The 20,308-nt window shown below is 70.6% G+C and carries 17 protein-coding genes; 6 read left to right on the top strand and 11 right to left on the bottom strand.

What is annotated here, in order from left to right; translation table 11 throughout:
* The first annotated feature begins 13 nt into the window (after nt 1-13).
* The 5 genes from ACFVAV_RS05400 to ACFVAV_RS05380 all read left to right on the top strand — a co-directional run bounded on the left by ACFVAV_RS05400 (nt 14) and on the right by ACFVAV_RS05380 (nt 4,096).
* The gene (locus ACFVAV_RS05400; protein WP_379030389.1) at nt 14-964 is read left to right on the top strand and encodes a D-isomer specific 2-hydroxyacid dehydrogenase family protein; all 951 of its coding nucleotides are present in this window, start codon (nt 14-16) and stop codon (nt 962-964) included.
* Nucleotides 965-1,093: 129 nt separating this feature from the next.
* A complete protein-coding gene (locus tag ACFVAV_RS05395; protein WP_379030387.1) occupies nt 1,094-1,828 on the top strand; it encodes an ESX secretion-associated protein EspG in 735 nt (244 codons plus the stop codon).
* A 34-nt stretch (nt 1,829-1,862) separates the two neighbouring features.
* The gene (locus ACFVAV_RS05390) at nt 1,863-2,234 is read left to right on the top strand and encodes a hypothetical protein (RefSeq protein ID WP_379030384.1); all 372 of its coding nucleotides are present in this window, start codon (nt 1,863-1,865) and stop codon (nt 2,232-2,234) included.
* Nucleotides 2,234-3,748: a hypothetical protein gene (locus tag ACFVAV_RS05385; RefSeq protein ID WP_379030381.1), complete on the top strand. Its 1,515-nt coding sequence runs from the start codon at nt 2,234-2,236 to the stop codon at nt 3,746-3,748. The genes ACFVAV_RS05390 and ACFVAV_RS05385 overlap by 1 nt, the downstream gene beginning before the upstream one ends.
* A 24-nt stretch (nt 3,749-3,772) precedes the next feature.
* Entirely contained in the window at nt 3,773-4,096 is a 324-nt protein-coding gene (locus ACFVAV_RS05380; RefSeq protein WP_379030378.1) for a DUF6191 domain-containing protein, read from the top strand.
* Here ACFVAV_RS05380 and proB read toward each other — a convergent pair.
* The 9 genes from proB to ACFVAV_RS05335 all read right to left on the bottom strand — a co-directional run bounded on the left by proB (nt 4,086) and on the right by ACFVAV_RS05335 (nt 16,370).
* The gene (proB, locus tag ACFVAV_RS05375; RefSeq protein ID WP_189033282.1) at nt 4,086-5,183 is read right to left on the bottom strand and encodes a glutamate 5-kinase; all 1,098 of its coding nucleotides are present in this window, start codon (nt 5,181-5,183) and stop codon (nt 4,086-4,088) included. The genes ACFVAV_RS05380 and proB overlap by 11 nt on opposite strands.
* A gap of 148 nt (nt 5,184-5,331) precedes the next feature.
* Nucleotides 5,332-6,786, bottom strand: coding sequence for a GTPase ObgE (gene obgE, locus ACFVAV_RS05370; RefSeq protein WP_379030375.1), 1,455 nt, complete (start codon nt 6,784-6,786; stop codon nt 5,332-5,334).
* Nucleotides 6,787-6,907: 121 nt separating this feature from the next.
* Nucleotides 6,908-7,174 (bottom strand): 50S ribosomal protein L27, encoded by a 267-nt coding sequence (gene rpmA / locus ACFVAV_RS05365; protein ID WP_022567181.1) that lies wholly within the window; start codon nt 7,172-7,174, stop codon nt 6,908-6,910.
* A 22-nt stretch (nt 7,175-7,196) separates the two neighbouring features.
* Complete coding sequence (gene rplU / locus ACFVAV_RS05360; RefSeq protein WP_110039506.1) at nt 7,197-7,508, bottom strand: 50S ribosomal protein L21; 312 nt, start codon at nt 7,506-7,508, stop codon at nt 7,197-7,199.
* Between the two features lie 227 nt (nt 7,509-7,735).
* Complete coding sequence (locus ACFVAV_RS05355) at nt 7,736-10,894, bottom strand: translation initiation factor IF-2 N-terminal domain-containing protein (protein ID WP_379030371.1); 3,159 nt, start codon at nt 10,892-10,894, stop codon at nt 7,736-7,738.
* 489 nt (nt 10,895-11,383) lie between these two features.
* Nucleotides 11,384-11,800 (bottom strand): nucleoside-diphosphate kinase, encoded by a 417-nt coding sequence (gene ndk / locus ACFVAV_RS05350; RefSeq protein WP_379030369.1) that lies wholly within the window; start codon nt 11,798-11,800, stop codon nt 11,384-11,386.
* 9 nt (nt 11,801-11,809) lie between these two features.
* Complete coding sequence (locus tag ACFVAV_RS05345) at nt 11,810-12,238, bottom strand: DUF4233 domain-containing protein (protein WP_379030366.1); 429 nt, start codon at nt 12,236-12,238, stop codon at nt 11,810-11,812.
* Nucleotides 12,235-13,695: a bifunctional folylpolyglutamate synthase/dihydrofolate synthase gene (locus tag ACFVAV_RS05340; RefSeq protein ID WP_379030363.1), complete on the bottom strand. Its 1,461-nt coding sequence runs from the start codon at nt 13,693-13,695 to the stop codon at nt 12,235-12,237. Before ACFVAV_RS05340 ends, ACFVAV_RS05345 begins: the two co-directional genes overlap by 4 nt.
* Nucleotides 13,692-16,370 carry a valine--tRNA ligase gene (locus ACFVAV_RS05335; protein ID WP_379030359.1) on the bottom strand — a complete coding sequence of 893 codons (2,679 nt, stop codon included), beginning with the start codon at nt 16,368-16,370 and terminating at the stop codon, nt 13,692-13,694. The genes ACFVAV_RS05340 and ACFVAV_RS05335 overlap by 4 nt, the downstream gene beginning before the upstream one ends.
* A gap of 312 nt (nt 16,371-16,682) precedes the next feature.
* Here ACFVAV_RS05335 and ACFVAV_RS05330 point away from each other — a divergent pair, with 312 nt between their 5' ends.
* Complete coding sequence (locus ACFVAV_RS05330) at nt 16,683-17,384, top strand: AAA family ATPase (RefSeq protein WP_379030357.1); 702 nt, start codon at nt 16,683-16,685, stop codon at nt 17,382-17,384.
* A 39-nt stretch (nt 17,385-17,423) separates the two neighbouring features.
* Here the strand turns inward: ACFVAV_RS05330 and ACFVAV_RS05325 are convergent, their stop codons facing one another.
* Nucleotides 17,424-18,374: a YegS/Rv2252/BmrU family lipid kinase gene (locus tag ACFVAV_RS05325; RefSeq protein ID WP_379030354.1), complete on the bottom strand. Its 951-nt coding sequence runs from the start codon at nt 18,372-18,374 to the stop codon at nt 17,424-17,426.
* Nucleotides 18,375-18,530: 156 nt separating this feature from the next.
* Nucleotides 18,531-20,159 (bottom strand): FAD-binding oxidoreductase, encoded by a 1,629-nt coding sequence (locus ACFVAV_RS05320; RefSeq protein ID WP_379030351.1) that lies wholly within the window; start codon nt 20,157-20,159, stop codon nt 18,531-18,533.
* Nucleotides 20,160-20,308: the final 149 nt, after the last annotated feature.

The raw sequence follows: 20,308 nt of genomic DNA, 5'->3' as shown, positions 1-20,308 counted from the left end.
ACAGGAGGTCCCCGTGCAGGAATCCGCGACCACGATCGCGATCGGCCCGGACCGGCAGACACCCCGCCTGCTCGAGAAGGCCGTCGTCGGAGCGGGCGCGAAGGTCGGCGAGCTCACCGACGCCGACGCGCTGATCTGGACCGGCACGGCCGGTGACTTCCCCGCCACGCTGCCCGCCGCGGTGCGCTGGGTGCAACTGCCCGCCGCGGGTATCGAAGACTTCTTCGACGCGGGCGTCTTCCGCGCTCACCCGGACGTGCTGTTCACCTCGGCGGCGGGCGCGTTCGCGCACAGCGTCGCCGAGCACGCGCTGATGCTGCTGCTGGCGGGCGTGCGCTATCTGCCCGAGCACCTGCGGGCGACATCGTGGCAGCAGCGCGAGTTCTTCCCGCACGTGGGGTCGTTGCGCGGCAAGACGGTGACGATCGTCGGCGCGGGCGGGATCGGGCGCGCGCTGATTCCGATGCTGGCGCCGCTGGGTGCGCATGTGATCGCGGTGAACCGGTCGGGCAGGCCGGTGACGGGCGCGGGTATTCCGGCCGACGTGGAGACGGTGCCCGCCGAGCAGCTGAGCCGGGTGTGGTCGCATACCGACCATGTGGTGGTCGCCGCGCCCGCGACGGCGCAGACCCGGCACCTGATCGGCGCGGACGAGCTCGCCAGGCTGCGCCCCTCGTCATGGGTCGTCAATGTGGCCCGCGGCAGCCTGATCGATACCGATGCGCTGGTCCACGCGCTGTCGCGGGGAGTGATCGGCGGTGCGGGCCTCGACGTGACCGATCCGGAGCCGCTGCCGGACGGACATCCGCTGTGGACATTGCCGAACGCGATCATCACCCCGCACGATTCGAATCCGCCGCAGCTGCGGCTGGCCGCCTTCGCCGATCACGTCGGCGCGAATATCGCCCGGTTCGTGGCGGGCGAGCCGCTGCTCGCGATCGTCGAGCCGGAGCGGGGTTACTGAGCGATCCTGCCGCCCTGCTCATTACGGCCGAAGGTTCCATTCGGCAGGTTTGACGGGTGATCGATGCGCCGGAATCGGACACTACGGTTAGGCTGTGCTCGTCCTGGTTCGGTAAGGATGGGATCGGCAATGGGATGGACCTTCAGCGCTGACGAATTCGCGCACGTGTGGCGGGAATCCGGTCAGGACCGAATGCCCTTCCCGATCCGGGTGCTCGAGTCGCCGCACACCGAGTACGAGGCCGCCCGGCTACGCGCGGGCCTCGACCACCGACTACCCGGCGGCGGCGATCCCGATCTCGCCGCCTGCCTGCGGATCATCGCCGCACCACACGCCAGGATCGTGCTCGTCGGCGGCGCGCACACCCCCGGCAGCGAGATCCGGCTGCTCGCCTGCTCGGTCTTCGACCACGCGGTGCTCGTGCTCCAGGAACCCGGCACCCGCCCCGATTACGGTGGCAGCGTGCGTGTTTCGATCGGTCATACCGCGGGGATCGGCGCCCGCGTCGCCGCCTGTCTGCCCGACACGCCGCCCGGACGCGAACCGGCGCGGGAAGCCGACGCCGACGCCGTCCGCGACGAGGAAACCGTGATCGCGGCCCATCCCGCCGTCCCCCGGATCCAGCGGCTGCTGCGCAAGCCGCACACCGCCGAAGGGCATATCCGCATCGAAACCGGGCTCGACCGGGACACCCCGGCGCCGCCGGTGCACTACAGCTGGATCGATGTGGCAGGCGACGGCCGCTACCTGCTGCGCGCGGGCGAAACCGTGCACGTCGTGCCCGCGGCGGCCGGTCAGCTCGCCGCGCAACTGCAGCGCAGGCTCGCACCGGTGCACAGTTCGAACACCAGAAGGTCCGGCTAGCCTGGACGCCGACGCACGATCTGGAGGGGACGCGATGACGATCGACAGCAGCAGAGCCGAGATCTCCCGGTTCCGCAGCGCCGCCGCGGCGGGGACCGTGAAGTTCGATCCCGATGCCGCGCGCCGGTGCGCCGACCTCTACGAACAGCAGGCCGATCGGCTCGCCCAGCTCCGTCAGCATCTCGAATCCGCCTCCGAGGCAGGCGGATTCGGTGGTTTCGTCTCCGCCCAGCAGCTACAGGCAGGCTTCGCGCGCAAGGCGCGCGACGCCGCCGACCTGATCGATCACTACATCGAAGCCGCCTACCGGATGAAAGAGGCGTTCCTGCTCAGCGGCGGCCTCCTGGACGAGGCCGATGCCGCCGCGGCCGCCGCGCTGCGCGCCGTCGAGACGAGGCTGCGCTGATGAGCGGCACCGACCCCACCTACATCGGTGCGATGGAACATTTCGAGTCCATGCCGCACGAACAGATCTACGCGCGCACCCAGCAGATCGATGCCGCCGCCGTGCTCGGCGCGTCGATGGCCTGGCTGGAGTGCGCCGCCACCCTGACCACCTCCATGCCGCTGACCAGGTCCAACGCCGAGCGGGTGATCGACGAAACCGGTTGGGAGGGCGCGGCCGCCGATGCCGCTTTCGCCAGCACCCGCAGCTTCGCGGCCGCGCTCGACGAGCTGGCCACAGTGTTCGGCGAGGTCGGCGCCCGCCTCGGCGGGGTCGCGGCGGCCGCGGAAGCGGTGAAGCTGGCGGTGGTCGCCCCCGGTGGTTCCGGGCCGATCGGGACCATCGCACGGTTGCTCGAGGCCGCCCATGTCATCGACGCCCAGATGGCGGCGGAAGCGCTGCGCCAGGAGGCGGTGCTGGCGATGAACATGATCTACAAGCCCGCGTACACGCTGGCCGGGACCGGAGTGCCCGCCTTGCCCGCGCCGCCGGGGACGGTCGGTCAGGGATCGACAGCGGGGCAAAGGGGTTCGCGCAACGGGTCGACGCCGGAAGGTGCCGTGGAACCCGGTGCACCGCAGGGTGAGTCGACGCAGGGCGATACCTCCTCGCAGCCTCCCAGCGCGACTGCACCGGGTACGCAGACTCCGCCGTCCGGAGAGAGTCCCGCACCGAGCCAGAGTCCGCCACCGCCGACCACGACGCCCGCACCATCCGCCCCGAGCACCGAACCCACTCAGCCGGGCACCACCCCCGCACCGAGCCAGGCGCCGCCAACCACTCCGGCACCGTCCGGCACGAGCACCGAAACTCCACCGCCGGAAACGGCCCCCGCGCCGACTAGCCAGGCCCCCGCTCCACCGGACTCGGGACAGTCACCGGTGCAACAGGACTCGGGGACACCCGTCCCGAAGTCGACGGAACAACCTGCACCGACACCGGCACCGCCGACCACAGAACAGCCCGCGCCTACCCCGACGACACCAGAACAGCTGCCATCACCTACCACCGGACAGCCGGTGCCGCAGATCCCCGCGCCGACCTCGGAACTGCCTGCACCGCAACCGGAAACATCAGCACCACAGCCTGAACCGGCGCCGCAGACTCTTCCGCCCACCTCGGAACCGCCTGCACCGCAACCCGAACCATCAGCACCACAGCCCGTACCCACCGCAGAGCAACCGGCGCCATCGGCGCCGCAGCCCGCACCGCGAGCACCAGAACCGGCGCCGCCAGCTCCCGCGCCCACCTCGGAACAGCCCGCGCCGGAACCACCCGCGCCCCAGCCTGCACCTCGCGCGCCCGAGCCACAAGCGGCCGACCCGGCGCCCGGGGGCCCGGTCGATCCGGGTGGACAACCGGGTGTCACCGGCCCCATTCCGGACACGAATGTCCCGGGCCCGCAACCGGTTACGCCGCCACCCGCGCCACCGATCGATCTCGACCAGCCGGGCGTCATCCCACCACGGCGGTGATCGCCGCCGGACATGGAGGACACAGTGGAGTACTTGCTGTTCGCGGTGGTCTTCGCCGCAGCCGTGATCGGACTCGACCAGCTCGCACTGTGGGCGGAGCGGCGAGGCTGGATCTACTGGCGCAAGACACGCAGAACCGCCGGTGCCGGGCCCGGCATGCTGGCGGTGGTGGACGACCTGTTCAATCCGGCGTCCAAACACGTTGTCGAGGAACGTGAATCCAAGCAGTTGGTGCGTGTCGAAGCAGGCTCGGGCCGCGAGCTCGACCTCGACACGCGAACGGTCTACCTGCGCGGGGTGAATCCGTCCCCGGAGAATGAGCCCCCGGGCACGGGCTTCACACCTTGACGAGGTCGTCGGCGTGGATCACCGGGCGCTGCATGGTGTCGGGGAGTTCGGTGGTGGAGCGGCCGAGCATGGTGGACAGTTCGGTGCTGTCGTATTCGACTACGCCGCGGGCTACCACGCGATTGTCGGGGCTCACCAGGTCGACGACGTCGCCGCCGAAGAAACGGCCGCGGACGCCGGTGATACCTGCGGCGAGCAGGGAGCGGCGTTTGGCGACGGCCTCGACGGCGCCCGCGTCGATCAGGACCGAGCCGCGGGTGTCGGCGGCGTGGCGGACCCAGAACTTGCGGCCGGACAGGCGGACCGGGCGGGCGGCGAAGGCGGTGCCGACGGTGCCGTCGGCCAGCGCGGTCGCCGCGTCGGCGGCCGAGGCCAGCAGGACGGGGATGCCGGCGTCGGCGGCGAGGCGGGCGGCGGACAGTTTCGATGCCATGCCGCCGGTGCCGAGCGCGCCGCCGCTGCCCGCGATGACGCCGTCGAGGTCGGCGCTGCTGCGCACCTCGGGGATGAAGTTCGCCGCGCCCTTGCGGGGGTCGCCGTCGTAGAGGCCCGAGACGTCGGAGAGCAGGATCAGGGCGTCGGCGCCGACCAGATGCGCCACCAGGGCGGCGAGGCGGTCGTTGTCGCCGAAGCGGATCTCTTCCGTCGCGACGGTGTCGTTCTCGTTGACCACGGCGATCGCGCCGAGCGAACGCAACCGGTCGAGGGTGCGCTGGGCATTGCGATGATGCTCGCGGCGGGCGAAGTCGTCGGCGGAGAGCAGGACCTGGCCGACGGTGCGGTCGTAGCGGGCGAACGAGGTGCCCCAGGCGTGCGCCAGCGCCAGCTGGCCGACGCTGGCCGCGGCCTGCTTGGTGGCCAGGTCCTTGGGCCTGCGGGACAGCCCGAGCGGCGCGATGCCTGCCCCGATCGCGCCCGAGGACACGACCACCACGTCCGACCCGGCCCGCATGCGCGCTTCGACGGCATCGGCCAGCCGGTCGAGCCGATCGGTGTCGAGACCGCCCTCGAGGCTGGTCAATGCCGACGAACCGATCTTCACCACCACCGCGCGCGCCGACACGATGGCCTGGCGCGCCGCACTCAGCTCCGAACTCACCTGCATTGCCTTACTCCCTGCACCGCGATCGCCGTCGTCGACTCATCCCGGCTCGCGCCGGTGACCCACCGCAGTATGCCGATCCAACGACCGCGCCCGACACCGGTTTTCGACCGGCGCCGACGCGGCCGGACCCCTACTTCCCGTCTTCGTCGAGCAAGCCGCGCCGTGCCCGCGAGGCGAGCTTGCGCTCGGCCGCGCCGACGCGGTCGTTGTTCTCCAGTCGAATGTCGGTACCGCGGCCGGTCGGCACGATGTCGACACCGGCGGACACCTGCGGCTCCCACTCGAACGACACATCGCCGATCGTCACCGAGCAACCCGGCTGGGCGCCCTGCTTCACCAGCTCGGCCTCGACGCCGAGGCGAGCCAGGCGGTCGGCCAGGTAACCCACGGCTTCGTCGTTGTCGAACTGGGTCTGGCGCACCCAGCGCTCCGGGCGGGTGCCGCGGACGATGAAGCCACCGGGCTCCTGCGGATCGGCGATCACACTGAAACCGGACTCGTCGGTCGCGATCGGGCGGATCACCGGGCGCTTCGGGGCGGCCTTCGGGTGATCTTCGCGATACTGGCGGACCATGTCGGCCAGCGCGAAGGTCAGCGGGCGCAGACCGGCACGGCTCACGGCGGAGATCTCGAACACCGGCCAGCCGCGTTCGGTGAACTCGGAGGTCACCATCTCGGCCAGTTCGGCGGCGTCGGGGACGTCGGTCTTGTTGAGGATGACCACGCGGGGGCGGTCGGCCAGGTCGCCCAGGCTGGCGTCACCGGCCAGGGCGGGCTTGTAGGCGGCCAGTTCGGCCTCGAGCGCGTCGACGTCGGAGACGGGGTCGCGACCCGGTTCCAGGGTCGCGCAGTCCACGACATGCGCGAGCACCGCGCAGCGCTCGAGGTGGCGCAGGAAGTCCAGGCCGAGGCCGCGGCCGTCGCTGGCGCCGGGAATCAGACCCGGAACATCGGCCACGGTGAACGTCGTGTCGCCACTGGCGACCACGCCCAGGTTCGGGACCAGCGTCGTGAACGGGTAGTCGGCGATCTTGGGCTTGGCGGCCGAGAGCACCGACACCAGCGAGGACTTGCCCGCCGACGGGAACCCGACCAGGCCGACGTCGGCGACCGACTTCAGCTCCAGGACCAGGTCGAGCTCTTCGCCCTCTTCGCCGAGCAGCGCGAAACCGGGGGCCTTGCGCGCCTTGGAGGCCAGCGAGGCGTTGCCGAGACCGCCGCGGCCGCCCTTGGCGACGACGAACCGGTTGCCGACACCGACCAGGTCGACGACGACAGCGCCGTCCTTGTCGACCACCACGGTGCCGTCGGGCACCTTCAGCACCAGATCGGTGCCCATCTTGCCGTCACGGTTGCCGCCCTCACCGGGCTTGCCGTTGCCCGCCTTGGCGTGCGGGTGGAAATGAAAATCGAGCAGGGTGTGGACGTTGCCGTCTACTTCGAGGATCACGTCCCCGCCGTTGCCGCCGTTGCCGCCGTCGGGTCCACCCAACGGCTTGAACTTCTCACGATGCACCGAGGCGCAACCGTGTCCACCTCTACCGGCACGAACATGCAGCACGACGCGGTCGATGAATTTGGACATGGGTTGATCCTCCTCCTTCTGACTGGTCGATTGCGGTAAGGGTGGGCGAACACGACGGAGCGGGTCAGGGAAACAACCCTGACCCGCTCCGGTGTCCGTGGGGAGCTGACGCTCCAGGCGGTCAGGCCTGGGCCGGCTCCGGGACGACGATGTTGACGGTCTTGCGGCCACGCTTGGTGCCGAACTCGACCGCGCCCGCCGCGAGGGCGAACAGGGTGTCGTCGCCGCCACGACCGACGTTCACGCCGGGGTGGAAGTGGGTTCCGCGCTGACGGACGAGGATCTCGCCCGCGCTGACCTTCTGGCCACCGAAGCGCTTCACGCCGAGGCGCTGGGCGTTCGAATCACGACCGTTCCGGGAGCTGGATGCACCCTTCTTATGTGCCATTGCTTCGTCTCCTCGGGATGTCTTACTTGATGCCGGTGACCTTGATGACCGTCAGCGGCTGACGGTGACCCTGGCGCTTGTGGTAGCCGGTCTTGTTCTTGAACTTGTGGATCCGGATCTTCGGACCCTTGGTCTGGTCGACGACCTCGGCGGCCACGGAGATCTTGGCCAGCTTGTCGGCGTCGGTGGTCAGATCGGCGCCGTCGACGACGAGAACCGGGGTCAGGGCCACGGCGGTGCCGGGCTCGCCCTCGATCTTCTCGACCTTCACCAGGTCACCGACCGCGACCTTGTACTGCTTTCCGCCGGTCTTGACGATTGCGTACGCTGCCATCGGTCGGCTTCCTCCACTCACGTTGGTCCTGCACATGTCCACGCCACAGCTGCGACGCGTATTTCTGGGCTCATCCCCGCAGAGCGGGGGAAGAACGTTTGGCTGCCTGCGGAATCATCCGGCCGTTCGGCCAGATGCCCAATCGCGGGGCAGCGACCGACCTAGGTTACCAGAATGGCAACCCCTCCCCCAATTCGGCCGGTCAGGGCCGAATCGGGGGCACCCGGTTACTTCGCTTCGGCGGCAGGCGCGCCCGCGGGGCGCGCCACCGCGCGACGACGCGGCTTCCGTTCCGGGACGATCACCGGCTCGGCGGCGAAGTCCACCACGGCCGCGGCGGGCGGCTGCTCGTTCGCTGAGAGCACGAACACCGCGCCCGCACTATCGGCTGCCGGAGCGGCCGTCGACCGGGCCACGCGGCGCCTGCGGGGCGCGCGCGGGGCGGGCTCCTCGGCGACGGGGGCCTGCTCGGCCGGTTCCGGTTCGGCCTGCTCGGGCTCGGCGGGTGCGGCCTCGGGCTGCTCGACCTCGGCGGCCGCCGGCTCGGTGGCCACCTCCGCCGGCTCGACCGGCGCCGCGGGCTCCTCGGCCGGAGCTTCCGCCTCGGCCGGGATGACCCCGGTCAGCGCCGGACTCTCCGCGGACTGCTCACTGGCTGCCGCACTCCGGCTCGACCGGCGCGACCGCGAACGCGAACGCCGGGTGGGCTCGGCGGCGACGGTCTCCTCGACGGCGACTTCCTCGGCCGGAGCCGTCGTCACCTCGTCGGTGTCCTCACCGTGGTGGGCGGCCATCGCGAGCGCGACCGGATGGGCCCGCTTGACCGCGATGTCCTCCTCACCGTGCTCGGCGGCCGGTGCGGTGCCGTTGGTCGCCGGGGCGGCCGACACGGCGGCGGGCTTGTCCTGGCCCTTGTCCTTGCCACGGCGACGGCGCGAACCGCCCTCCTTGGCCCGGCCCGCCTGTTCGTCGGCGCCCGACCCGGCGTCCACCGGGTAGGAGTGCACGAGGATGCCGCGACCGTGGCAGTGCTCACAGGTGGTGGAGAACGCCTCGACCAGTCCGGTGCCCAGCTTCTTGCGGGTCATCTGGACCAGGCCCAGCGAGGTCACCTCCGACACCTGGTGGCGGGTGCGATCCCGGCCCAGCGCCTCGGTGAGGCGGCGCAGCACCAGGTCACGGTTGGATTCGAGCACCATGTCGATGAAGTCGACGACGATCATGCCGCCGATGTCGCGCAGCCGCATCTGGCGCACGATCTCCTCGGCCGCCTCCAGGTTGTTCCTGGTGACTGTCTCCTCCAGGTTGCTCGACCCCGAGCCGGTGAACTTGCCGGTGTTGACGTCGACGACGGTCATCGCCTCGGTGCGGTCGATCACCAGGGTGCCGCCCGAGGGCAGCCACACCTTGCGGTCGAGCGCCTTGGCCAGCTGCTCGTCGATGCGGAGGGTCTCGAACACGTCGACACCGTTGTTCTCGTGCCGGTTGACCCGCGGCAGCAGGTCCGGCGCGACGGTGCGCACGTAGGTCTCGACGGTGCTCCACGCGCGGTCACCTTCGATGACCAGCTTGGAGAAGTCCTCGTTGAACAGGTCGCGGATCACCTTGACCAGCAGGTCCGGCTCCTCGTAGAGGGCCTTGGGCGCGTTGGACTCCTTGGCCGCGGCCTCCTCGATGGTGCGCCAGGTGGCCTGCAGCCGCTCGACGTCGCGCGCCAGCTCGGGCTCGCTGACACCCTCGGACGCGGTCCGGATGATCACGCCGGCGTCGGCGGGCACGATCTCGCGCAGGATCTCCTTGAGCCGCTTGCGCTCGGTGTCGGGCAGCTTGCGGCTGATCCCGGTGGAGGTGCCGCCCGGCACGTACACCAGGAAGCGACCGGCCAGCGAGATCTGGGTGGTCAGGCGGGCGCCCTTGTGACCCACCGGGTCCTTGGACACCTGCACCAGCACCTGATCGCCGGGCTTGAGCGCCTGCTCGATCTTGCGCTCCTTGCCGCCCAGACCGGCGGCATCCCAGTTCACCTCACCGGCGTAGAGCACGCCGTTGCGGCCACGGCCGATGTCGATGAACGCCGCCTCCATGCTGGGCAGCACGTTCTGCACCTTGCCGAGGTAGACGTTGCCCACCATCGACGCCTGGCCGGAACTGGTCACGAAGTGCTCGACGAGGATGTTGTCCTCGAGCACCGCCACCTGGGTGGTGATCTGGTGACCCGGCGCGTGCTCGGCGGCGTCGAACGCCTTCTCCCGCACGACCATCACCCGGTCGACCGCCTCGCGGCGGGCCAGGAACTCGGACTCGGTCAGGATCGGCGGACGACGGCGCCCGGCCTCGCGGCCGTCGCGGCGGCGCTGGCGCTTGGCCTCGAGCCGGGTGGAACCGGAGATGCCCTGCACCTCGTCGGACCCGGACCGGCTACGGCTCTTGTTGCGCGGCTCGCGCTCGTGCACGACGGTGTTCGGCGGATCGTCCTCCGACGACGCGTCGGCCTCGCCAGGCTCCCCGCCGACCTTGCGGCGGCGACGACGGCGACGGCGACGGCTCGCGCCCTCGGGCTGCGAATCGTCCTCGTCTTCGGTCTCGGTGTCGGTGTCCTCGACGTGCTCGGCCTCGTCGGTGACGGCTTCCGCTGCCGGGGCGGTGTCGTCCTCGGCGTCCTCGGTGTCGGTGTCCTCACCGTCGGCGGACTGCTCGCCCCGGCCACGGCCGCGACCGCGACGGCCACGACGACGGCGCCGCGGCTGACCGTCGGCGTCGCTGTCACCGGCGGAATCGATGTCGGCGGACTCGTCCTCGACCGTCTCGGTCTCGGGCTCGGCCTCGTCGACGGGCTCCTCGGTCCGCTTGACGGTTCGCTCGGCGCGGCGGCGCTTGCGGGCCTCCTCGGCGGCGGTGGCGTCCGGCGGCAGGAACAGCGGCGCCGTGAAGGCGGGCGCCTCGAAGGTCACCGGCTCGGCCGGGGCGGGCGCCTCGGTGGTCCGGTGGGTGAACAGGCCGGTGTGCGCGTCGTCGGCCATCGCGGCGAACACTTCGTCGGTGCGCGCGACCTCGGGTGCCGAGAACATTGGCGCGGGCGCGGTGGTCGGGTCGGCCGGCTGCTCGGCGACGGGGGCGGTCGACGGCGGTGTGGCCGTCGCGGTGGTGGATGCCGGGGATTCGCCGGTGTCGGCGTCGGCGGCAGCGATCGAGTCGCGCACCGTCTCGGCTACCGCGCGATCCACATTCGATTGAACGCTGCGGGCCTCGGCCCCCAGCTCGGCCAGTTTGGCCAGGATGCGTTTGCTGGTCACTCCCAACCGCTTGGCCAGTGCATGAACTCGAATTCGCTCCGGCAATTGATCGGCATCCTGTTGTGTTGTGTCCAGCGGCTCTGTATCGGCCACGAAGTCTCCTCGGGCCCCCGGGCGCGTCCATCCCCGGTACGGGAGTGACGCGGCCGACGCGGGGGCATCGTCCGTGCACCTCGTACCCGATGGTACGAGGGTCATCTGGTCTCGCCCCGCGTGTCCGGTCTCACCTCGATCGATCTTCTGGCGGGCCAACCGGTCACGCGGCGCCTGGCTGTGCGGTGACGCCACGCTCCGAGCGCTCATCCAGCGTGCCTGCGCGGGCAACCCCAGCAACAGGGTTGTCCGTGGCAGCGATGATCGGCATCCAACCGCGGTGTCATCCGGTCATGTTCGTCACCGCTGTCGCGTACCTGCGCGACAGGCTGTCACCAACCGCCCTGTTTGAGCATCGGCGTCGAACACATCCGTAGTCAGTATCCCATACGGTTCGCGCGGGGATCGCCATCGGCGCAACTCACGCGAACTCCGGCCGCTCGAGCCCGCCGCGCCCGCACCGGACGCGACGAGCGAGTACAGCGCGAATCAAGCAGGAAATTCGGGGAACCAGAGCGCGATCTCACGCTTGGCGGACTCGGGCGAGTCGGAACCGTGAACGAGGTTGAACTGGGTCTCCAGACCGAAGTCACCGCGGATGGTGCCCGGGGTGGCCTTCTCGACCGGGTCGGTGCCACCGGCGAGCTGACGGAACGCCGCGATCGCGCGCGGACCCTCCAGCACGGCCGCCACGACCGGACCCGAGGTGATGAATTCGATGAGCGAACCGAAGAACGGGCGCTCGGCGTGCTCGGCGTAGTGCTCTTCGGCCAGGGCGGTCGACACGTTCTTCAGCTCCAGCGCCTTGAGGCTCAGCCCCTTGCGCTCGATGCGGGCGAGCACCTCGCCGACGAGGCCACGGGAGACGCCGTCCGGCTTGATGAGTACCAAAGTCTGCTCAGTCACGGCGCCACTCTAACCGGCGTCGCCGCCCTGAGCCGAACTCGTGTCGGTCCGGCCGCCCATTCGCTGACTGGGCAGTAGGCCGGCGTCCATCCGGCGCTGCACGTCCGAGCGCAGGACGAGGATGAACGCCCACACCGCGGCGAACACCAGGCCGATGATCCCGATCGACAGGTGGATGAACGTGCCCGCCAGCAGCAGCACCTGCAGGCCGAGGTTGAACGGGATCGCCCACGGCTTCCGCTGCACGCCCGCGCCGAGGACCATCAGCAGCGACAGCGTCACGAGATAGGTGCCGGAGAACCACGTGATCCCGCCGCCGACGTCGGCGACCACCGGCAGCGCCAGCAGCACCACGATCGCCTCGAGGACCAAGGTGCCTGCCATGACCCCGCGCAGACCCTTCCACGGATCGGTCGCCGGGGGTGGAACCGCACTCATGCCGGACCCTTTCCGAAGAGGGCGCGCGCGGCGCCCGCGGTCACTACCGACCCGGTGACAACGACGCCCGCGCCCGAGATGACGTCACCGTCGTCACCGGCCTGCTCGGCCAGCGCGATCGCCGATTCCAGGGCATCGGGCAGGGTGTCGGCGGTGATCACCCGCTCGTCGCCGAAGCGCTGCACGGCCAGGTCGGCGAGCGCGTCGACCTCCATGGCGCGCGGCGATCCGTTGCTGGTGACGACGATCTCGTCGAACACCGGTTCCAGTGCGTCCAGGATGCCCGCCGCGTCCTTGTCCGCGAGCACGGCGACGACGCCGACCAGCTTGCGGAAGTCGAACTCGGTGGTGAGGGTGTTCGCCAGCGCCTGCGCGCCCGCGGGATTGTGCGCCGCGTCGACGAAGATGGTCGGCGCGTTGCGCATCCGTTCCATCCGGCCGGGGCTGGACGCGCTCGCGAAACCGGCGCGCACCGCCTCGATGTCGAGCTGACGATCCGCGCCGGCCCCGAAGAACGCCTCCACCGCGGCCAGCGCGAGCGAGGCGTTGCGGGCCTGGTGCTCGCCGTGCAGCGGCAGGAAGATCTCGTCGTAGACGCCGCCGAGTCCCTGCAGGGTGAGCAGCTGACCGCCGACGGCGACGGCCCGCTCCAGCACCCGGAACTCCGCGCCCTCGCGGGCCACCGCGGCGTCGACCTCGACGGCCCGGCGCAGCAGCACGTCCATCACCTCGGGCTCCTGCTCGGCGATCACCGCGACCGTGTCGACCGGGACCAACGCCTCGGGCGCGCGCTTGATGATCCCGGCCTTCTCCCCGGCGATCGAGGCGAGGTCGGGGCCGAGATACTCGGTGTGGTCGAGGCCGATCGGGGTGATCACCGCGACCTGCCCGTCGATCACATTGGTGGCGTCCCAGGTGCCGCCCATGCCGGTCTCCACGACGGCCACGTCCACCGGCGCCTCGGCGAAGGCGGCGAACGCCATGCCGGTGAGCACCTCGAACTTGCTCATCGCCGGGCCGCCGACCGCCTCGGACTGCTGGTCGATCATCCCGATGTAGGGCTCGAGTTCGCGGAAGGTCTCCACGTAGCGGGCCGGGCTGATCGGGGCGTTGTCGATGCTGATCCGCTCGGTCGCCAGCTGCAGGTGCGGGCTGGTGATCCGGCCGGTGCGCCGGTGCAGCGCGGTGAGCAGGGCGTCGATCATCCTGGTCACCGACGTCTTGCCGTTGGTGCCCGCGACGTGGATCGCCGGGTAGCTGCGCTGCGGGTTGCCCAGCAGATCCATCAGCGTGGCGATCCGCGTCAGCGACGGCTCGATCTTGGTTTCCGGCCAGCGCTTGTCGAGTTCGGCCTCGACCAGCGCCATCTCGGCCAGGTCGACCGGCGACGGACCGGCGCCCAGCGGCGCCGGGCGGTGGTCGTCGGCGTCGTACTGCGGCTCCGGCTCGTCGTTCATTTGCCGCTCAGCTCCGCCAGGCGGGCGCCGATCCGCGCGACTTCGGCCGCGGCCACATCCCGGCGGCCGGTGATCTTGTCGACGACCTGCTGCGGCGCCTTGGCCAGGAACGCCTCGTTGCCCAGCTTGGCCGTGGTGGTGTCGAGGTCCTTCTGCGCGGCCGCGAGATCCTTTTCCAGCCTGCGGCGTTCGGCGTCGAGGTCGATCGCGCCGGAGGTGTCGAGCTGCACGGTGACCGTCGCGCCCGACAGCCGGACCTGCACCTCGGCGGTGGTGGCGAAGTCGTCACCCGGTTCGGTCAGGCGGGCCAGGTTGGCCACCGAGCCGGCGAACGCGCCGAGCCCGGCGGAGTCCAGGCCGACCAGCGTGGCCTTCACCTTCTGCTTGTCGGCCAGGCCCTGGTCACTGCGGAAGCGGCGGATCTCGGTGATGAGCCGCTGCGTGTCGGCGACCCGCTGCGCGGCAACGGTGTCGGTGGCGATGCCACTCGCGGTCGGCCACGGCGCGACCACGACCGATTCGCCGCCGGTCAGCGCCTTCCACAGGGTCTCGGTGACGAACGGGATCACCGGGTGCAGCAGGCGCAGGACCGCGTCGAGCACCGTGCCGAGCACCACCGCGGTGCTCTCGGCGCGAGCGTCGGACTCGGCGAACTGCACCTTCGACAGCTCCAGGTACCAGTCGCACAGTTCGTCCCAGGCGAAGTGGTACAGCGCCTCGCAGGCCTTGCCGAACTCGTAGGCGTCGAAGGCGGCGTCGACCTCGGCGCGCACCTCGTCGAGCCGGTCGACGATCCAGCGATCGGTGTCGGTGAGGGTCTCGCGCGGGGGCAGCTCACCGGAGCGCGCGCCGTTCATCAGCGCGAACTTGGTGGCGTTGAACAGCTTGGTGACGAAGCTGCGCGAGGCCAGCGCGTGCGGTTCGCCGACCGAGAGGTCGCCGCCCGGCTGGGCGCCGCGGGCCAGGGTGAAGCGCAGCGCGTCGGCGCCGTAGGAGTTGATCCAGTCCAGCGGGTCGATGCCGTTGCCGCGCGACTTCGACATCTTCTTGCCGTACTGGTCGCGGATCAGGCCGTGCAGGAAGACGTCTTCGAACGGCACCTGCTTCTGTCCGCCCTTGCCGACAGTGAGCGCCGGGTCGTCGCTGACGAACATGCCGAACATCATCATCCTGGCCACCCAGAAGAACAGGATGTCGTAGCCGGTGACGAGCACGCTGGTCGGATAGAACTTCGCCAGCTCCGGGGTGGCCTCGGGCCAGCCCATCGTGGAGAACGGCCACAGGCCGGAGGAGAACCAGGTGTCGAGCACGTCCGGGTCCTGCACCCAGCCCTCGGGCGCCTCCTCGTCCGGGCCGAGGCAGACGATCTCGCCCTCGGGGCCGTACCAGATCGGGATGCGGTGGCCCCACCACAGCTGCCGCGAGATGCACCAGTCGTGCATGTTGTCGACCCAGTCGAACCAGCGCGGTTCCTGGCTCGCCGGGTGGATCTTCACGTCACCGTCGCGGACCGCGTCACCGGCGGCCTTGGCCAGCGACTCGACCTTGACCCACCACTGCATCGACAGGCGCGGCTCGATCGGCTCGCCGGAGCGCTCGGAGTGGCCGACGCTGTGGGTGTACGGCCGCTTCTCCGCGACGACGCGGCCCTCGGCTGCGAGGCGCTCACGCACCTTCACGCGCGCCTCGAAGCGGTCCATGCCGTCGAATTCGGTTCCGGTGCCGGTGATCCGGCCGCCCTCGTCCATGATCGTCGGCATCGGCAGGTTGTGCCGCAGGCCCATCTCGAAGTCGTTGGGGTCGTGCGCGGGGGTGATCTTCACCGCACCGGTGCCGAACTCCGGGTCGACGTAGTCGTCGGCGATGACCGGGATCTGGGTCCCGGTGATCGGGTGGTAGACGGTGGAGCCGATCATCGCGGCGTAGCGCGGATCGTCCGGGTGCACGGCCACGGCGGTGTCACCCAGCATCGTCTCCACCCGGGTGGTGGCCACGACGACGTGCGGTTCGTTGTCGTCGAGCGAGCCGTAGCGCAGCGAGACCAGCTCGCCCTCGACGTCCTTGTAGTCGACCTCGAGGTCGGAGATGCCGGTCTTCAGCACGGGCGACCAGTTCACCAGGCGCTCGGCCCGGTAGATCAGCCCCGCGTCGTACATGCGCTTGAAGATGGTGCGGACCGCGCGCGAGAGGCCCTCGTCCATGGTGAAGCGGTCGCGGCTCCAGTCGACGCCGTCGCCGAGCGCGCGCATCTGCCACTGGATGGCGCCGCCGGACTCGCGCTTCCAGTCCCACACCTTGTCGATGAACAGCTCGCGGCCGAAGTCCTCTTTGGTCTTGCCGTCGGCGGCGAGCTGCTTCTCCACCACGGTCTGGGTCGCGATGCCCGCGTGGTCCATACCGGGCAGCCACAGCACCTCGTAGCCCTGCATCCGCTTGCGGCGGGTGAGGGTGTCCATCAGGGTGTGATCGAGGGCGTGGCCCATGTGCAGGGTGCCGGTGACGTTCGGGGGCGGCAGCACGATCGAGTAGGCGGGCTTGCCGCTGGTCGCATCGGCGCCGAAGTATCCGGCGTCTACCCAGCCCTCGTACAGGTCGGCCTCTACCTCGCTGGGGTTCCAGCTCTTGGGCAGGGCATCGGCACGATTACGCGAGTTGTCTGGGGCTGCGCTGGTCACGCACCAATCCTAAGGGGCCCCGGCAAAGCAACTGACGCCCCCCGGCACAGCACGGCACCGCCGAAAAAACAGAGACGGAATCTTCGGTGGATGAGGGACACCGAAGACTCCGTCTACTTCTGTGATACTACCGGCGATTCCCGGCCGTCCCGGGAATCCATATGCAATTCTCAGCTTCTGCCCGACGCCCGGGTGACAGTTTGTCACCTGGGCACAACGACACGCGGAAGTTGTTGTGAGCCAAGTGCCTCCACCGAACATCGGGGTAATCCCCGATTGCCGAATTGTCCGTTTTCCCGGAGTCTGGAGAGGGTGACGCCCCCGCTCGATTCCGCCGCGACTCCCCCACCCCGATCCGCGCCGCCGCGGATCATCGCTCCGCACGCGCTGGTGGACCTACGCGCGAGCGAAGTCGACCAGCTCCACTACCCCGCCGCCAGCGTGCTGGTCTTCGCCGGAGTGCCCGGGGCGGGCAAATCCACTGCGCTACACCGCTTCTTCGCCGCGGGTCCCGACGCCGAGGAGCCGGTGCGCACGGCATCGGGTGCGCTGGTGCTCGATTCGAATCACACCCGCAACCGGTTGCGGCACCGGCTGGGCCGGGTGCCGTATCCGCTGTGGCGACCGCTGGTGCACCTGGAGCACTATCGCGCGATCCGCGACGCGCTGCGCACCGCCGACGGGCCGGTGGCGATCCACGACTGCGCGACGTTCGCCTGGAGCCGCCGGATGATCGCCCGCTGGGCGGTGACCGGACGCCGCGAACTGCACATGGTGCTGATCGATGTGCCCCCGACGCAGGCCAGGCACGGTCAGGTCACCCGGGGCAGGCGGGTCAACAGCGTGGCGTTCACCGCGCACTGCCGCCGATGGGAGCGGATGATGCAGTCCCTGGGCGCGCGCGGGGCCGGACCCGTCGCGCCGGTCCCGGAGCCGCTGGACTCGGCGTCGGTGGTGATCGTCGACCGGCCGAGCCTCACCGCCGTCACCCGCATCACCTTCGACGCCGCCTAGGGCCCCGGGCCGAGCCACCACCGTCGGCCCCCGCGGCCTTTACGGCACCAGCACCGTCAGCGCGCCCGGCATCGCCTGCACGGTGACCGGGAGCATCCCGGCCGGTTCGCCGTCGGCCGTGGCGTAGCCACCGTCGGCGGTGACGGTGATCCGCCGCGCGCGGTAGCGCTTGGTCGACGGATGGTCGATGCGCTTGCCCGCCGACAGCGCGGGCAGCAGCCGCGCCATCTCGAGCCGGGAGACCGCGCCGACCACGGTGATGTCGAGGTAGCCGTCGTCGGCGAGCGCGTCCGGGCAGACCAGCATGCCGCCGCCGTAGGTGCGGGTGTTGCCGATCGGGGCCATCACGGCATCGGTGTGGATCACCGTCTGTTCGCCGTCGGGGTTGTCGAGCGCGCCGGGCGCGAGGCCCGACAGCTCGAGGGTGAACGGCAGCGTGTAGCCGCGCATCAGCTCGGCCACCGCGGCCACGGTGTAGCGCAGCGGGCCGCGCGGGTAGCGCATCTTGTTGGCGCGCAGGGTGACTCGCGCGTCGAAACCGGTGCCGACGACGGTGGCGAACCAGGTGGGCGTCGCGTAGGTCGACTCGATCCGGCCGAGGTCGATATGCCGGACCCGGCCGCGCAGCACGATGTCGGTGGCCGCCTCCGGGTTGCCGGTCGGGATGCCGAGCTCCCTGGCCAGGTCGTTGCCGGTGCCCGCGGGCACCAGGCCCAGCGGCACGGTGCTGTGCGCGACCGCGGCCAGCAGCACGTTCATCAGCCCGTCGCCGCCGACGCAGATCACCGCGTCGGGCCGCCGGAGCTCGCTGGTGACGGCCGCCCTGACCTGCTCGACCGATTCGGCCGCGCTGGGCGCCCGCACCTCGGCCACCTCGACGCCCTGGGCCAGCAGCCGCTCCAGCACCGCCTCGGCGACGCCGTCGCCCCGCCCCGCACCCGAATGCGGATTCGTGACGACGAGTACCCGCCGCACCGAAAGTTCGCTCACGACTCCACCTCGCCGGCGCTCGGCTCCGTCGTGCGCGAACGCGCGCTGTGCATCCGGTTCACTCGCCAAGGCTCCTTCACGACTCCACCTCGCCGGCGCTCGGCTCCGTCGCGCGCGAACGCGCGCTGTGCATCCGGTTCACTCGCCAAAGCTCCCTCACGGCACCAGCTTTCCAGGATTGAGCACCCCGGCGGGGTCGAGTTCGCGTTTCACCGCGCGCAAGACGCGAACACCCAGGTCGCCGACCTCGGCCGACATCCACGGCCGATGGTCGGCGCCGACGGCGTGGTGGTGGGTGATGGTGCCGCCCGCGGCGATGATCGCGTCACCGACCGCGGACTTGGCGAGGCGCCACTGCGCGATCGGGTCGTCGAGCTGCTTGGCGACGACGGTGAAGTACAGCGAGGCCCCGGTCGGGTAGGTGTGCGAGATGTGGCACATCACCAGCGCGGGCGTGCCCTGCGCGCCGAGCGAATCCATCAGCGCGCCGGTGACCTTGGTCTTCAGGTTGGACAGGTTCGCCCAGGTGGTCGCGGTCTCCAGGGTCTCGCACAGCACGCCGACATCGAGCAGCGCGTCGCGCAGGTAGGGCGCGGCGAAGCGGCCGTGCTCCCACTGCTGCGCGGGCGCATCGCCGAGCGCGGTGCCACCCGCGGCGGTCAGCAGTCCGCTCGCCTCCAGCGCGCGAGCGGCGACGTGCTCCTCGGTGCCTTCGTAGGTGGTGATGGCCAGGCAGCCCGCGACCGGGGCACCGCCGACATCGCCGGAGCGAGCCAGGTTCAGCCCGGTCTCGGCTTCGTCGGACAGGCGCAGCACCGTCGGCGCCGCGCCGGTCTGCACGAGAGAGCGCAGCGCGGCCGCGCCGGTGGCGAAGTCGGGGAACGACCAGGCCTGGTAGGCAGTGGTTTCCGGGACCGGGTGCACGCGCAGCGTCACCGAGGTGATGATGCCAAGAGTGCCCTCGGAGCCGACGAACAGCTCACGCAGGTCGGGCCCGGCGGCCGACGCGGGTGCCCGCCCCAGCTCGACGGTGCCCTGCGGGGTGGCGACGACCAGTCGCTCGACCATGTCGTCGAAGCGGCCGTAGCCCGCCGACGCCTGACCCGACGATCTGGTCGCGGCGAACCCGCCGATGGTGGCGAATTCGAAGCTCTGCGGGAAGTGCCCGAGCGAGAGCCCGTGCTCGCCGAGCAGCGCCTCCGCCCGCGGTCCGGTGAGGCCGGCGCCCAGCGTCGCCAGGCCGCTGACCGGGTCGACCCCGGTGACGCTGTCGAGCCTGCGCAGATCCAGCGCGATGACGGTGGCGAACTGCCCACGCACCGGGTCGACGCCGCCGACCACGCTGGTGCCGCCGCCGAACGGGACGACGGCGATGCCGTGCTCGGAGCAATACGTCAGCAGGGCCAGGACCTGGGCGTGGTCGGCGGGGAAGAGGATCGCGTCGGGCGCGTCCTGCGGGCCGTCTGCCCGGCGGCGCAACAGATCCGGGGTGCTCTTGCCGCCCGCGTGGCGCAGCCGCACGACATCGGCGGTGCTGAGATGTTCGTCACCCACGATGGCGGTGAGCCCGGCCCGATCGCCGGCGGTGAGGGTGGCGGGGCGCAGCGGCACGTCGCCCTCGTCGCGACGCGCCACCGGCTCGCCCGAGATACCGAACACCTGCGCGAGCAGGCCGCGGATCTGCGCCGACAGGGGCTGGTGTCCAGCGGGGACACCCCAGGCGTCCCACACCATACTCGGCTGCAGGGTGGTGGCACCGGAATTTTCGGGTTGCGTCTCGACCATGCGTTACATTCTGACATATAGTGTCAAGCAGTAACCAGTACGATAAGTCCTCGAGCCGGCATCCGACCGCTGTCGGATGTCACTGCCCCGCATTCACGACACCGACCCCGCTGGTCCGCTCGATACCCTTGAGCGTTCCAGCTCGACCA

This window comes from Nocardia sp. NPDC057663, from assembly GCF_042799895.1.
Classification (GTDB): Bacteria; Actinomycetota; Actinomycetes; order Mycobacteriales; family Mycobacteriaceae; genus Nocardia.
The sequence above is the reverse complement of the archived record's forward strand: the minus strand, read 5'-3'. Positions and strand labels throughout refer to the sequence as shown.

What these genes read in the sequence shown, in the direction of transcription:
- ACFVAV_RS05395 (WP_379030387.1), top strand. Translation starts at nt 1,094, where the DNA reads ATGGGATGGACCTTCAGCGCTGACGAATTCGCGCACGTGTGGCGGGAA.
- ACFVAV_RS05390 (WP_379030384.1), top strand. Translation starts at nt 1,863, where the DNA reads ATGACGATCGACAGCAGCAGAGCCGAGATCTCCCGGTTCCGCAGCGCC.
- ACFVAV_RS05385 (WP_379030381.1), top strand. Translation starts at nt 2,234, where the DNA reads ATGAGCGGCACCGACCCCACCTACATCGGTGCGATGGAACATTTCGAG.
- obgE (WP_379030375.1), bottom strand. Translation starts at nt 6,786, where the DNA reads ATGTCCAAATTCATCGACCGCGTCGTGCTGCATGTTCGTGCCGGTAGA.
- rpmA (WP_022567181.1), bottom strand. Translation starts at nt 7,174, where the DNA reads ATGGCACATAAGAAGGGTGCATCCAGCTCCCGGAACGGTCGTGATTCG.
- rplU (WP_110039506.1), bottom strand. Translation starts at nt 7,508, where the DNA reads ATGGCAGCGTACGCAATCGTCAAGACCGGCGGAAAGCAGTACAAGGTC.
- ACFVAV_RS05345 (WP_379030366.1), bottom strand. Translation starts at nt 12,238, where the DNA reads ATGAGTGCGGTTCCACCCCCGGCGACCGATCCGTGGAAGGGTCTGCGC.
- ACFVAV_RS05340 (WP_379030363.1), bottom strand. Translation starts at nt 13,695, where the DNA reads ATGAACGACGAGCCGGAGCCGCAGTACGACGCCGACGACCACCGCCCG.
- ACFVAV_RS05320 (WP_379030351.1), bottom strand. Translation starts at nt 20,159, where the DNA reads ATGGTCGAGACGCAACCCGAAAATTCCGGTGCCACCACCCTGCAGCCG.